Genomic DNA, 12772 nt, shown 5'->3' on the forward strand with positions numbered 1-12772 from the left:
GGATATCCATTGACCGGAACTCGGAGACAACGACATGGACAGCAATGAAATCATTCGCGAGATCAAGGAACTGAATCTCTCGTACCTCTTGTTGGTGCAGCGCCTGATGCGCGAGAACGAGGCCGAAGCGTTGTTCCGGCTCGGCCTGAAGAAGGAGGTGGCGCGCAGGCTGCAGGCCCTGACGCCGGCCCAGCTGGTCACGCTGGCCAGATCGAACATCGTCCTGTGCCGGCTTCGCCTGGACGACGGCAGTCTCCTGACGTCGCTGACGGAACAGGAGCCCGCCCACGAGCTCCAGCACATGCATACCGCCATCGTGATGGCCTCGCAGACGCATGAAGGTGGCTGACATGACGGAGATCCGGGACTCTGCACGGCGTGCCGCCAGGCAGGCCGGCACGGGCCGCAGTGCGCTGCAGGATGCCAGCGATACGCAGCTTGCCATCGAGCTGATCGGCCTCGGCGCCCGGCCGCAGGTGGTGGAGGCGGAGGTCGCGCTCTCGCGCAACCGCGTGTACCGGCTCTACAGGGAGCTGCGCAGCGCGTCGCCGCCAAAGGGCATGCTGCCGTTTTCCGCAGACTGGTTCGTGGCCTGGAGAGCGAACGCCCATGCGTCCTACCTGCTCTCCAGCTACGACTTCATGGTCGCGGAAGGCGGACTGGCGGGCATCCGGGCCGTCCTGAGCAGCTATCGGGTGTACGCCGAGCAGGTCGCGGCGAGCGGCGAAGAGCGCCTGCTCAGCTTCACGCGCTTCTGGACCCTGGTCCGCTTCAGGGAGGACGGGCTGCTGCAACTGTCCGCCTGTCCGTGCTGCGGCGGGCGCTACGTCACCCATGCCCATGCGCCGGCTATCGGATCTCTGTGTGGCCTTTGCGAACCGCCGCCGCGGGTGTGCAGGGGCGCCCGCGCCGCGGGCGGCGCAGAAGCGGCAAGGCAGGTTTCGGCGGCGGCACCCATGTGCCAGGCGCCGGAGTCAATGGGCGTTTCGATCGCGGCCCCGGCATGACCGTTGCGCTGTGCCGCCGGTTCCGCGCCCCCAGGGAACCGGTTATCCGTGGAAACGCCATCTCGCAACCAGTGGATGACTGGCCGGGGAAGCCCCGGCTGCAGTCCCAAATTTCGGAGGATTTATGAGGGGCAATGCTATGAGTCAGCGGGACGTGCTGGGGGGATTGTTTGCCGCCATCGCGAATGGGCGAAGGCGCTCGCTCCTGTTCCCCGCCAGCCGCAAGGAGTTTGCCGGCGCCCTGCAAACGGAAGACATCGTCCGCGCGCTGGGTCACATCGGCGAGTGCGAGCCGTGCGTGCAGGCCGGACTGGAAGTCCTGGCGCGTGCCCGGCAGGAACTGGTGCGCACCGTCGTAACGCTCGGGCCCGGCCGCAAGGCATCCCTGGACTTCTATATCGAAGCCGACATCGAGTCCTGCTGCCTTCTGGACAGTGAAGTCCAGAGGGCGCTCGCGGGCCGGACGACCAGCGTATTGCCGCCGAGCCTGTCGCTGGGGGTTCGTCCGCTGGCTACCTACGTGCACGAAAGCCGGGGCGAGAGCGAGGCTGCCGTGGCTGCCAGGTTCCGGGTGTCGGCCAAGGAGCTGATGCTGCTCGGTGGCGAAATGAACCAGCGGCTCTCGGTCGTCTGCGCCTATCTGTCGGCGCTCTACGACGCGCAGGAGGCGGCTGACAGCCTGGGCTTCCTGAACCAGAGCCTGCTCGGCGACGGGCAGGAGACGCTGAGCTGGCGCTTTCGCCGCCACCGCAGCGTGGAGGGCCGTACGCTGGCCCAGTGCCTGGAAGGCCTGTCACGCGCGGCGGACGGCGCGATGTATGAGTTCGGCACCGGATACAGCTACGAGCGGGCAAGCTACCAGTTCGAGCAGATGCGGCGCTTCCACCACCAGCTCGACCTGTTCCGCAAGGCCTGCCGGCCGGGTGCGGACTGCTGGTCCGACCTGACGGACCGCGCCGCGTATTCGAAGACGAGACGCTGAAAGACAAGGCGCGCCGGCGGGCGCGCCTTGTGCCTGCTCAGATGCCGGCCATGCAGGTGTACTTGATGACCAGGTAGTCCTCGATGCCGTAGTGCGAGCCTTCGCGGCCCACGCCGGATTGCTTCACGCCGCCGAAGGGCGCGACTTCATTCGAGATCAGCCCGGTGTTGACCCCGACCATGCCGTACTCGAGCCGCTCGGACACCCGCCACACGCGGCCAAGGTCGCGCGCGTAGAAGTAGCTGGCCAGGCCGAACTCGGTGTCGTTCGCCATGGCCACGACTTCGTCCTCGGTTTCGAAGCGGAACAGCGGTGCCAGCGGGCCAAAGGTCTCTTCGCGCGCCACCAGCATGGCGGGACTGACGTCAGCCAAGACCGTCGGCTGGAAGAAGGTCTGGCCCAACGCATGGCGATGGCCGCCATGCAGCACGCGCGCGCCTTTGCCCAGCGCGTCCGCAATGTGTTCCTCGACCTTCGCCACGGCCTTGTCGTCGATCAGCGGCCCGATGCGCACGCCATCGTCCATGCCGTTGCCGACCTTCAGCGCGCTGACGGCGGCAACCAGCTTTTCCGCGAAGGCGTCATAGACCTTGCTTTGCACATACAGCCGGTTGGCGCAGACACAGGTCTGGCCGGCATTGCGGTACTTGGAGACGATGGCGCCTTCCACCGCGGCGTCCAGGTCGGCATCGTCGAAGACGATGAAGGGCGCATTGCCGCCAAGTTCCATCGACACCTTCTTGATGGTCGACGCAGTCTGCGCCATCAGCAGGCGGCCCACTTCGGTGGAGCCGGTGAAGGTGAGCTTGCGCACCAGCGGATTGGTGCTCAGCTCCCCGCCGATGGCACTGGCCGAGCCGGTCACCACCGACAGCACGCCGGCCGGGATGCCGGCACGTTCGGCCAGCACCGCCAGTGCCAGCGCGGTCAGCGGCGTCTGCGAAGCGGGCTTGACCACCATGGTGCAGCCGGCGGCCAGCGCGGGGCCGGCCTTGCGCGTGATCATTGCCGCCGGGAAGTTCCAAGGCGTGATGGCCGCGCAGACCCCGATCGGTTCCTTGGTGACCACGATGCGCTGGCTGCTGACCGGCGCCGGAATGGTCTCGCCATACACGCGCTTGCCTTCTTCGGCGAACCATTCGATGAACGAGGCCGCATAGGCGATTTCGCCGCGCGCTTCCGCAATCGGCTTGCCCTGCTCGGCCGTCATGATGCGGGCCAGGTCTTCCTGGTTGGCCATCAGCAGTTCGAACCATTTGCGCAGCAGTGCGGAGCGCTCCTTTGCCGTACGCGCCCGCCATGCCGGCAGCGCGCGGCTGGCGGCCTCGATGGCCTGGCGCGTTTGCCCGGCGCCGAGTTGCGGCACCTGGCCAACGCGCTCGCCGGTGGCCGGATTGGTGACTTCGATATGACGTTCGCCGTCGATCCAGCGGCCGTCGACATAGCATTGCTGGCGCAGCAGGGAGGGGTCTTGGAGATTCAGCATGATCGGTTCCGTCGGGGGCGGGTGAGAGCAGATGAAGACATTGTAATAGCCCATGCAGGCGAGGCCATTAGCGGAACCATTAGGGGAACCAGTTCAGGTGCTCGTGGCTCCGGCCTGCCCGGCGGCCGGCTCGATGCCCCAGTCGCCGCACTCGAGCCAGTCATCGCCGAGCAGCTCAATCGGGTGCTGGGTCCGGCTGGAGCCGTTGCCGCAACCCATGGAATCGGCGGGACAGTATTTGTCGCATCCCCAGCACACGCGTTCGGGATGCCTTGGATACAAGGGGAATTTCTTTGCCATGGATGACGTAGCCACGCGGCGGGTTGTGCGGGGTTGTGCAAGTAGTGCGGCAGATCCTGGCTGAATTATGATGCCGCCGGCGCACGCTTCCGGCGACGGCACGATCGGACTGCGCTGTTCTTTTGTCGCAGATCAAGCGGGGGGGCATATCGCTGCGTCGAGGGCAGGGAAAGCGGTGGCGTCCAAGGCTCACCGGCCGGGTTCGCCCTTGAGCGGCGTCCAGCGGTCTGGCGTATCGTCATCCGCGGCATACAGCATCATCGCCTCACCGCAGAACTCGCAGCGATAGACAAAGGCATTGCCGCCCGTGGCGGTGCGGATCGTCGCACCTTTGACAAGTCCGGCGTGCGGCGGGAAATGGCCGGGACGGTCGACCTGTGCCATGCAAAGGTCGCACAGTGACATGGCTGGCTCCGTTTAAGTGACTCCGCGGGAACGTCAGGAAATTGAATGCTGTATTGCAGCATTTATTTCAGTATAGGAGGCTTTCAGGGCTTGCTCATGGCGTGTTTGGCCAGTGTTGCCGTGCAGCACGCATGGACCGGCCGGGAGCCATGTCTCAGTCCCCGAGGTACTCCGCTACGATTTCCAGCCCTTCGACGTGGTCAGCCACCACCTTGGCGATGGTGATCAGCGGAATCGCCAGCAGCATGCCCCAGGCGCCCCACAGCCAGGTGAACAGGAGCATCGCCACGAAGATGGCGACCGCGTTCATTCTCGCCATGCGGCCGCTCATCCAGGTAGTGACCACCGAGCCGATCAGGGTGGCGATCAGCATGGAGCCGCCGGCGGCCGCGGCGGCCATGTCGAGCGTGCCAAACTGCATGAAAGCCACCATCCCCAGGCACATGGCAATCAGCATGGCGCCGAAATAGGGCACCAGGTGCAGTGCGGCCGCGGCAACGGCCCAGCTGCCGGCGTTGTCCACCTGCAACCAGCGCAGCAACAGCCAGGTGCAGAGCCCGAGGATGGCATTGGTCCCCATCAGCACCGCCATGTAGCGCCGGATCGTCCGGTTGATCTCATCGAGCATATGGATGCTGATCTTCTTCTCGGTGATGGTGGTGCCCGCCATCTTGACGAACTTGCGCTTGAAGGTATCTCCGGACAGCAGCAGGAAGTACAGCAGGAACAGCACCACCACGATCTGCCCGGCAATGACCAGCAAGCTCACCGACCCGGCCAGCACCAGGTTGTTGAAATGGTCGACCGGGCGCTCCACCACCACCTGCGAGCCGCGGGCGGGCGGTGCTTGCCCGGTGCCGCCGAGGATGGTGGTGGCGCGATGGATCTTCTGCCACATCGAATCGTCGCCGCTGAGCAGCGCACCGACCGAGCGCGACAGCTTGCTGGCCATCGCGGGGAGGCTGTTGACAATGGATTCGACCTGCCCCTGCAACAGGTAGGCGCAGGTCAGCAAGCCGGTGAGAAGGATCAGTATGACCAGGGTTGCCCCCAACACGCGCGGCACATTGAAGCGCTGCAGGCCCGAGACCAGCGGATCGAGCAGGTAGGCGATGACAATGGCGAGCACGACCGGCACGATGAAGTCCCGCGCGATATGCAGCGCGTAGAGCGAAAAAAGCGTCGCCAGTACCGTGAGCGCAAGATTTGCGCGGCGCATGGGATCGGGCGGCGCCACCACGGCAGGCTCGGCCTGCGCGGAAGCGTCGGGCGCCGCGGGGCACGCCGTTGCTTCTGGCGGCGCAAGCGTCACTGCTCCGGGGTCGGGGATGGCGGACATGGAATGGGGCCTGGGCGGGCTGCGTTGCTTTGCCATTGAAGATAGTTCCCGCATGGCCCGCGGCTTGTCGGACGGTTCCGACTTCTGCTGTCAGACAAGCACGGCAGCGGACGCCGTGCGCGCATTAAGGCACAGGCTTGCCGGCCTGCGGCCGGCCGCGGCAAGGATTCCCGCGCGGTGGCATGATGCCGGCATTGCCCGGACCGCACAGGAGCGAACCGATGACCACCCGACCCGTGAAGATTCCCGGACCTGACCACCCGATCACGATCGAAGCGAACCCGGCGCGTGTCGTGGTGACCGTGGCCGGGCGCGTCGTGGCCGACACGCGCCACGCGCTGTCCCTGCGCGAGGCGTCTTATCCGGCGGTGCAGTACATCCCGCGCGACGATGTCGATATGTCCCTGCTGGCGCGCACCGACCATGCCACCTATTGCCCGTACAAGGGGGACTGTGCGTACTTCAGCATCCCGGCAGGCGGGGCACGTTCGGTGAACGCGGTGTGGACGTACGAGTCGCCTTACCCGGCGGTGGAGGCGATCCGGGGACATCTCGCGTTCTATCCCGACCGGGTCGACGCGATCGAAATCCGCAAGGATCCGGTACAGGAGTGAGACGGCCCCGGGGCTCGTCAGGACCGCGAATGCGTGCACAACCGCCGTTCGCAGGACGAGCCATGCAAGGCTCAGTCCCGGTCCGGCGCCCCCAGCGGAAACAACGGGCGATACGGGCGCGCTTCCTCCATGGCCCTGGCAAAGGCGGGGCGCGCCAGCAGGCGCTGCCGGTAGGCCCGCACGTTTGCAAAGGCCTCGTCGATCGGGTGGCTCCAGTCCGCATAGAACAATGACGGCGCCGCGGCGCAATCCGCGAGGCTGAAGGCATCGCCCGTGGCCCAGTCGCGCCCGTCCATGTTCTTCTCCAGCCAGCGGTAGGCCGATTCAAGCAGCCTGCGCGCTTCATTGACGCCGTAGGCGTCGCGGTCGGCTTCCGGCCGGAGGCTGTTGAGCACGATCTTCTGCATCGGCGCCATGACGTAGTTGTCGAAGAAGCGATCCATCTTGCGTACCTCGAGCGCTGCGTCGGCGTCATGGGGAATCAGCCGCACGGGTCCGGGATGGCGGATGCCGAGATACTCGATGATGATGCTCGATTCGATGACCGTGCGGCCCTCGTCCACCAGCACCGGCATGCGCCTGAGCGGCCATAGCGCTTCGTGCTCGGCAGCGGCCTGCGGATCGTCGCCGAGCAGGCGGAACTCGAACGGCGTGTGGTTCTCGTAGAGCGCGGTCAGTACCTTCTGGCAATAGGACGAAAACGGATGGGCATAGAGCTTCATGGGATTCGGTCTCCTTGACTGTCGGGCCGGGCGGCCCCGGCCTCAATACTATGCACCAACGCAGCGCCTCGGGCCGGCAGAACGAAAAACGGACGCCGCTGTGGCGTCCGTCTTGTCGTTGCTGCCCGATGATGCCAGGCGCTCAGAAGCTGTGCCGCCCCCCGACCGTGACGCCGAACATGTCCTTCTGGCCGGCCATCAGCGGATACGAGTAGAGGAAACGCCGTCTGCGCTGTGTCGAAGTTCAGGCCGCCGTTATGCGACCAGGCAGTCGAAACATAGACATCGGTGCGCTTGGACAGGTTGTAGTCGGCCAGCAAGGCCAGCTGCGACATATTGCGGCCGCTCGTGGGCGTTGCGGTCGGCGTAAATGCGACCTTCTTGATGTCCGAATAGTAGTAGGCGAGCGTGAGGCCGAGCGCCGACGTGGCCTGGTAGTTGACACCGGAGGACTTTCGCGTGGGGATGCAGATCCGCCATGCCACGCCGCGCACGCTGACCGAAGGCGACCGCAGCCTGTACATCGGGCTGACCGGCAGCCGTACCGCGCTGGGTACCGCCGAGACCAACGCGAAGCAGCTCGGATTCGACCGGCGCCCCCTGGAAGATCTGCTGGTATTCAACACGGCCTTTGGCAAGACCGTTCCCGATATCTCGCTGAATGCCGTGGCCAACCTTGGCTACGCGGACGTCCGCTTCACGGCCCACGTCTACCCTGGCGACACGCTCGGCGTGGAGAGCGAGGTGATCGGCCTCAAGGAAAACTCAAACCGCAAGAGCGGCATGGTCTATGTCCGTTCGACCGCCAGGAACCAGCATGGCCGCGAGGTCCTGTCGTGGATCCGCTGGGTGATGGTTCACAAGCGCGACCACGCGGCAACGTGCGGCGAGGCAGTCATCCCCGAAACGGTGCCGGTGGTGGCGGCCGCACACCTGCAAGGGCACGAATGCACGCCCCGCGTCCGCGAGATCTGCGCAATGACGGGCGTGTCGGACCTGTGGGAAGACTATGCCGTTGGCGAGCGCATCGACCACCCTGGCGCGATGACCGTCAACGACAGCGACCACAGCATTGCCACGCGCCTCTACCAGAACACCGCCAAGGCGCATTTCGACGGTTTTTCGATGGCGGCAAAGGGCGGGCAACGCCTGGTCTACGGCGGCCACATCATCTCGCTGTGCAAGGCGCTGGCCTATGACGGGCTCGAGAACGGGCTTTCCATCCTGGCCATCAACGGCGGCAGCCATGTGAATCCCACCCATGCCGGCGACACCATCGCCTGCGCCACCACGGTGCTGGAGAAGGTGGATCTGGGCCTTGAACATGTGGGCGCGCTGCGGCTGCGCATGATCGCCATCAAGAACGCGAGTGCGGCATCGATCGTGTTTCCCGCCGCGGGCGAGGGCAAGCCGGCCCATCCGTCGAACGTGGTGCTCGACCTGGACTACACCATCGCCATGCCGCGGCAACCGCGCTGATTCCAGTCACCTCATCCATTCCATCCGTTTCAGGAGACCTGAATGACCACCAAGACCCATCCGCGCGACGCACTCTTTGCCGGAGAAAAATCCTTCCCGGTCCTGGCCGCGTGCGAGCACTTTGCCGGCAGCGAGAAGCTGATCGGCAAGGCCTTTGACCTGCAAGTCGAGTACGGCCCCGTCTTTGACGTGACCTGCAATTGCGAGGACGGCGCCGCCGCCGGCCAGGAGCGCGAACATGCCGCCATGGTGGCGCGCATGATCGCCTCGGACCGCAACCAGTTCGGCCGCGCCGGCGCCCGCATTCACGACCCCGCGCACCCGGCGTGGCGGCAGGACGTGGACATCATCGTGGGCGAAGCGGGCAATCGTCTGGCCTATATCACCGTGCCGAAGGCCACCAGCCATGAACAGGTGGCGGAGGTGATCGAGTACATTGGCCAGGCCGCGCGCAAGGCAGGCCTGAGCGGCATGGTGCCGGTCCACGTGCTGGTCGAAACGCACGGCGCGCTGCGCGAAGTGTTCCAGATCGCGGCGCTGCCCCATATCGAAGTGCTGGACTTCGGCCTGATGGACTTTGTCAGCGGCCACCACGGCGCGATTCCCGCGGCGGCCATGCGCAGCCCGGGCCAGTTCGAACACGCGCTGCTGGCGCGCGCCAAGGCCGACATGGTGGCCGCCGCCCTTGCCAATGGCATCGTGCCGGCACACAACGTCTGCCTGAACCTGAAAGACGCCGAAGTCATCGCCGGCGACGCCACGCGCGCGCGCAACGAGTTCGGCTTCCTGCGCATGTGGAGCATCTACCCGGCGCAGATCCAGCCCATCGTCAACGCCATGCGGCCCGACTTCACCGAAGTGGAAGACGCGGCCGGCATCCTGGTCGCGGCACAGGACGTCGAATGGGGGCCGATCCAGTACAAGGGCGAGCGGCATGACCGGGCAACCTACCGCTACTTCTGGAGCGTGCTGGAGAAAGCCAGGATCACGGGCATGGCGCTGCCGGCGGAGGCCGAGAAGCGCTTCTTCGCAGCCTGACGAGAGCGCTCACCCGGGGGCCACACTACAGGGTGTTGAGCTCCGTGGCTGCCCGGGAATCCGCCAGCGCTTCAACTTCATGCCGCAGCGGCGGATACGCACCGGCGTGCGTGGCGGCGACGGCCGCCGTCGCCGCGGCCAGCCGCGCCTGGGTCGCGAGGTCCAGCGTGCGGTCGGCCAGCACGCCGGCCATCCAGCCGCCCATGGCGGCATCGCCGCAACCGACCGTATCCACGACTTCCACCCGCAGCGCGGCCTGCTCGATGACGTTGCCCGACTTCAGCATGGTCATGCCTTGCGCGCCGCGCGTGAGCATCACCGTGGCGTCCGGCGCCATGGCAAGCACCTGTGCCAGCGCGGCGTTGGTGTCCTGCGACGGGAACAGCCCGGCCAGATCCTCGTCGGAGATCTTGACGTAGGTGGCGAGCTGCAGCATATGCGCAAGCACTTCCTGGTAGCCGGGCGTGCGCATGAGATCGCGGAAGTTCGGATCGAAAGCGATACGCTTGCCGGCGCGCGCGGCCTGGGTGGCTTCTTCGCAGAGCCTGGCGGCAAGGGGCTGGCGCACCAGGCTGATGGAGCCGAAGTGCACCACCTCCGCCGCCTGCCTCCAGCCGGCGGGCAGCCTGGCGGGATCGAAATGCAGGTCGGCGCTGTCGTCGCCGACAAAGAAATACTGTGGCGGATGCCTCGACGCGACGAATGCCAGGAAAGGCGAGCGCGCCACCCGCTGCAGGAAGCGGCCATCCAGACCGGCCTCGGCACTTGCCCGCGCCAGGTCGTCGCCGAACAGATCCTGGCTGACCGCGCCGGCAAACCCGGTCGGAACGCCCAGGCGGGCGCCGACCCGGGCCACGTTCCAGCATGAGCCGCCGGGCAGGCCCAGCCAGCTGCCGTCAGCCTGCCGGACCATATCGGTCAGGGCCTCTCCGAACACGACATAGCGTGGAAGGGGCATGGACATCGGTGTGTCTCCTTTTATTCTCGGAAGCGATCTTCTTGCCGTGGCTAGGGCGCCCAGTAGACGTCCACCGGCGTGCGGTCCTGGTGCAGCAGGTAGCTGACCGGCAGTGCCGGCGTGGGTTCGAGCGTGGCGGCGTCGAAGACCTGCTTTTTCCATGCGCCGCTGAAGCCCAGCAGCACGCGGCGCGCGCCCAGCAAGGCGCTGAGATTCAGGCTGACCCGCTTGTGCGGGGCCGCGCGCGGACTCAGGGCAAGATAGCCGGGCGCTTCGCTCAGCGACAGCCCGGCAGGCAGTTCCGGCGCATCGGCGAACAGTGACGCCGTGTGCCCGTCTTCCCCCATGCCGAGCACGACGACGTCCGGCTGCCGGTAGGTGCGATTGAGTTCGGCCACCACGGCGGAGGTATCGATATCGGCGATCTCCGCGCAGTACGGCGGCACCGGCGGCAGGAATGCCGCTTGCGCCGCCGCGTTGCGCAGCAAGGCGTCGCAGACCAGCCGGGCGTTGCTGTCTTCGTGGCTGAAGGGCACCATGCGCTCGTCCACCAGCGTCACACTCACGCGATCCCATTCCAGCGACTGCTGCTGCAAGGCGGCGAACAGCGGCAGGGGCGAGCGCCCGCCCGATACGGCCAGGCAGACCTCTCCCTTGTCCGAAAGGGTCCGTTCGAGCTCGCACGCGATGGCGCGCACGAGCGCACCAACGTGGGCATTGGCATCATTGAGTTCGATCTGGCGCATGGTGTGACCTCCCTGCGGTGGCGTGGTACGGCTTCGGCTAACTTGCGACCATGCCTTGTGCCCGGCACGCGCGGCGGATCAGTGCGGCGGTGGAAGCATCATGCGGCTGCGCCGGAGCGCCTTCCAGCTCACGCTGGATCGGGGCGGCGAGCTTCTTGCCGAGCTCTACGCCCCACTGGTCGAAGGAATTGATGTTCCAGAGTACACCCTGCACAAAGGTTCTGTGCTCCGACAAGGCAAGCAGGGCACCGAGGTGGAACGGATCGAGCCGCTGCAGCAGCAGGGTATTGCTGGGGCGGTTGCCCTCGAATACCAGGTGCGGCACCAGTGCCTCGTCCCGCACGCCTTCGGCCCGAACCTCGTCGGCGGTCCGGCCGCGCAGCAGCGCCTCGCCTTGCGCAAAGCAGTTGGCAAGCAGCTTGGTATGGTGGCCGGGCAGGTCGCTGACCGGGTCTAGCGTGGCGATAAAGTCCACCGGCACCAGTTGCGAGCCCTGGTGCATCATCTGGAAGTAGGCGTGCTGCCCGTTGGTGCCGGTTGTGCCCCAAACCACGGGCGCCGACCCGGCTTCGAGGGTGCCACCGTCGAGTTGCACCGACTTGCCGTTGCTTTCCATTTCCAGTTGTTGCAGGAAGGCGGGCAGCAGTTCCAGCGGCTCGCAGTACGGTGCCACGCAGCGGCTGCCGGCGCCAAGGAAGCTGCGGTACCAGACATCGAGCAGGCCCAGGATGACCGGCAGGTTCTGCTCCGGCGGCGCACCGGCGAAGTGCCGGTCCATGGTGCGCGCGCCATCCAGCAGCTCGCGGAAGCGGTCGAAGCCGGCAGCCACGGCAATCGACAGCCCCACCGACGACCATAGCGAGAACCGTCCGCCTACCCAGTCCCAGAACGGGAACATGTTGGCGGGATCGATGCCGAAGGCAGCCACCGCCTCGCGATTGGTCGACACCGCCACGAAATGCCGGGCCAGCCCCGCCTGCGTCACGCCCTGATGCAGGAACCAGTCGCGCGCGGTGTGCGCATTGGCCATGGTCTCCAGCGTGGTGAAGGTCTTGGAGCAGACGATGACGAGCGTGGTGGCGGCATCGAGCCGCGCCAGTGTCTGGGCCAGGTCACTGCCGTCGACATTGGCCACGAAGTGCACGCGCGGCCCCGCCTCGCCGGGCCTGGCCAGCGCCCGGCAGACCATGCGCGGGCCCAGGTCCGAGCCGCCGATGCCGATGTTGACGACATCCGTGATGGCGCGCCCGTCGAATCCGGTCCAGGCGCCGCCGCGCAGCGCGTTGGCGAAGCGTTCCACCTGCGCCAGCACGGCGGCCACATCGGTGCCGACCGGCACGCCGAGTGCCCGGTAGCCGTCTTCCGGCCAGGCGCGCAGCGCCATATGGAGGGCGGCGCGGTGCTCGGTGGTGTTCACCGGCTCGCCGGCAAACATGGCATCGCGCCGCTCGCTGACGCCGGCCTGGTCCGCCAACTGGAACAGCAGCGCGAGGGTCTCCACGGTGATGCGGTTCTTGGCGTAGTCGAGCGTCAGCCCGCAGGCCTCGGCCACAAAGCGGTCGGAGCGCGCCTGGCCATCGGGGCCGTCGAACCATTCACGCATATGGGTGCCGCGCAGGGTGGCGGCGTGTTCACGCAGGTCCTGCCAGGCGGGGAGGGAAGTGGACATCGTGGGTACTCCGCTACGGTCGGTCGG

Annotated in this window: 14 protein-coding genes; 6 read left to right on the forward strand and 8 right to left on the reverse strand. The window is 66.5% G+C overall.

Annotation, left to right across the window (positions count from 1 at the left end):
* The first annotated feature begins 34 nt into the window (after positions 1-34).
* The 3 genes from flhD (at position 35) to RM96_RS09035 (ending at position 1989) form a co-directional block, all read left to right on the forward strand.
* The gene (gene flhD / locus RM96_RS09025) at positions 35-349 is read left to right on the forward strand and encodes a flagellar transcriptional regulator FlhD (RefSeq protein WP_039009845.1); all 315 of its coding nucleotides are present in this window, start codon (positions 35-37) and stop codon (positions 347-349) included.
* Positions 336-1007, forward strand: a complete 672-nt coding sequence (gene flhC / locus RM96_RS09030) for a flagellar transcriptional regulator FlhC (protein ID WP_082016473.1) — start codon at positions 336-338, stop codon at positions 1005-1007. Before flhD ends, flhC begins: the two co-directional genes overlap by 14 nt.
* Positions 1008-1146: 139 nt before the next feature.
* Entirely contained in the window at positions 1147-1989 is an 843-nt protein-coding gene (locus RM96_RS09035) for a hypothetical protein (RefSeq protein WP_152624071.1), read from the forward strand.
* Positions 1990-2026: 37 nt separating this feature from the next.
* Here RM96_RS09035 and gabD read toward each other — a convergent pair whose 3' ends face one another.
* The 4 genes from gabD to RM96_RS09055 form a co-directional block, all read right to left on the reverse strand.
* Entirely contained in the window at positions 2027-3475 is a 1449-nt protein-coding gene (gene gabD / locus RM96_RS09040; protein WP_039009847.1) for an NADP-dependent succinate-semialdehyde dehydrogenase, read from the reverse strand.
* 93 nt (positions 3476-3568) lie between these two features.
* Entirely contained in the window at positions 3569-3775 is a 207-nt protein-coding gene (locus RM96_RS09045) for a DUF3079 domain-containing protein (RefSeq protein WP_039009848.1), read from the reverse strand.
* Between the two features lie 189 nt (positions 3776-3964).
* Entirely contained in the window at positions 3965-4180 is a 216-nt protein-coding gene (locus tag RM96_RS09050; RefSeq protein ID WP_039009850.1) for a hypothetical protein, read from the reverse strand.
* Positions 4181-4334: 154 nt separating this feature from the next.
* Positions 4335-5519, reverse strand: a complete 1185-nt coding sequence (locus RM96_RS09055) for an AI-2E family transporter (protein ID WP_039009852.1) — start codon at positions 5517-5519, stop codon at positions 4335-4337.
* A gap of 185 nt (positions 5520-5704) precedes the next feature.
* Here RM96_RS09055 and RM96_RS09060 point away from each other — a divergent pair, with 185 nt between their 5' ends.
* Positions 5705-6133, forward strand: a complete 429-nt coding sequence (locus RM96_RS09060) for a DUF427 domain-containing protein (protein ID WP_039009968.1) — start codon at positions 5705-5707, stop codon at positions 6131-6133.
* A 71-nt stretch (positions 6134-6204) separates the two neighbouring features.
* Here RM96_RS09060 and RM96_RS09065 read toward each other — a convergent pair whose 3' ends face one another.
* Positions 6205-6855: a glutathione S-transferase family protein gene (locus tag RM96_RS09065; RefSeq protein ID WP_039009854.1), complete on the reverse strand. Its 651-nt coding sequence runs from the start codon at positions 6853-6855 to the stop codon at positions 6205-6207.
* Between the two features lie 465 nt (positions 6856-7320).
* Here RM96_RS09065 and RM96_RS09070 point away from each other — a divergent pair, with 465 nt between their 5' ends.
* Positions 7321-8334 carry a MaoC family dehydratase gene (locus RM96_RS09070; protein WP_052279409.1) on the forward strand — a complete coding sequence of 338 codons (1014 nt, stop codon included), beginning with the start codon at positions 7321-7323 and terminating at the stop codon, positions 8332-8334.
* A gap of 42 nt (positions 8335-8376) precedes the next feature.
* The gene (locus RM96_RS09075; RefSeq protein WP_039009858.1) at positions 8377-9372 is read left to right on the forward strand and encodes an HpcH/HpaI aldolase/citrate lyase family protein; all 996 of its coding nucleotides are present in this window, start codon (positions 8377-8379) and stop codon (positions 9370-9372) included.
* A 25-nt stretch (positions 9373-9397) separates the two neighbouring features.
* On the opposite strand, the gene RM96_RS09080 is transcribed toward RM96_RS09075, so the two are convergent.
* From RM96_RS09080 to pgi, 3 genes are read right to left on the reverse strand one after another with little or no spacing between them, the layout of a single operon-like run.
* Positions 9398-10336, reverse strand: a complete 939-nt coding sequence (locus RM96_RS09080; protein ID WP_039009859.1) for a carbohydrate kinase family protein — start codon at positions 10334-10336, stop codon at positions 9398-9400.
* Between the two features lie 44 nt (positions 10337-10380).
* Positions 10381-11076, reverse strand: a complete 696-nt coding sequence (gene pgl, locus RM96_RS09085) for a 6-phosphogluconolactonase (RefSeq protein WP_039009861.1) — start codon at positions 11074-11076, stop codon at positions 10381-10383.
* Positions 11077-11113: 37 nt separating this feature from the next.
* Entirely contained in the window at positions 11114-12745 is a 1632-nt protein-coding gene (gene pgi / locus RM96_RS09090; RefSeq protein ID WP_039009863.1) for a glucose-6-phosphate isomerase, read from the reverse strand.
* Positions 12746-12772 lie beyond the last annotated feature (27 nt).

Origin of the sequence: Cupriavidus sp. IDO, assembly GCF_000812465.1 — a bacterium.
Classification (GTDB): domain Bacteria; phylum Pseudomonadota; class Gammaproteobacteria; order Burkholderiales; family Burkholderiaceae; genus Cupriavidus.

Excerpts from the sequence above, each read along its gene's own strand:
- flhD (WP_039009845.1), top strand. The coding sequence starts at position 35 with ATGGACAGCAATGAAATCATTCGCGAGATCAAGGAACTGAATCTCTCG.
- flhC (WP_082016473.1), top strand. The coding sequence starts at position 336 with ATGAAGGTGGCTGACATGACGGAGATCCGGGACTCTGCACGGCGTGCC.
- RM96_RS09035 (WP_152624071.1), top strand. The coding sequence starts at position 1,147 with ATGAGTCAGCGGGACGTGCTGGGGGGATTGTTTGCCGCCATCGCGAAT.
- gabD (WP_039009847.1), bottom strand. The coding sequence starts at position 3,475 with ATGCTGAATCTCCAAGACCCCTCCCTGCTGCGCCAGCAATGCTATGTC.
- RM96_RS09045 (WP_039009848.1), bottom strand. The coding sequence starts at position 3,775 with ATGGCAAAGAAATTCCCCTTGTATCCAAGGCATCCCGAACGCGTGTGC.
- RM96_RS09050 (WP_039009850.1), bottom strand. The coding sequence starts at position 4,180 with ATGTCACTGTGCGACCTTTGCATGGCACAGGTCGACCGTCCCGGCCAT.
- RM96_RS09055 (WP_039009852.1), bottom strand. The coding sequence starts at position 5,519 with ATGTCCGCCATCCCCGACCCCGGAGCAGTGACGCTTGCGCCGCCAGAA.
- RM96_RS09060 (WP_039009968.1), top strand. The coding sequence starts at position 5,705 with ATGCCGGCATTGCCCGGACCGCACAGGAGCGAACCGATGACCACCCGA.
- RM96_RS09065 (WP_039009854.1), bottom strand. The coding sequence starts at position 6,855 with ATGAAGCTCTATGCCCATCCGTTTTCGTCCTATTGCCAGAAGGTACTG.
- RM96_RS09070 (WP_052279409.1), top strand. The coding sequence starts at position 7,321 with ATGCAGATCCGCCATGCCACGCCGCGCACGCTGACCGAAGGCGACCGC.
- RM96_RS09075 (WP_039009858.1), top strand. The coding sequence starts at position 8,377 with ATGACCACCAAGACCCATCCGCGCGACGCACTCTTTGCCGGAGAAAAA.
- RM96_RS09080 (WP_039009859.1), bottom strand. The coding sequence starts at position 10,336 with ATGTCCATGCCCCTTCCACGCTATGTCGTGTTCGGAGAGGCCCTGACC.
- pgl (WP_039009861.1), bottom strand. The coding sequence starts at position 11,076 with ATGCGCCAGATCGAACTCAATGATGCCAATGCCCACGTTGGTGCGCTC.
- pgi (WP_039009863.1), bottom strand. The coding sequence starts at position 12,745 with ATGTCCACTTCCCTCCCCGCCTGGCAGGACCTGCGTGAACACGCCGCC.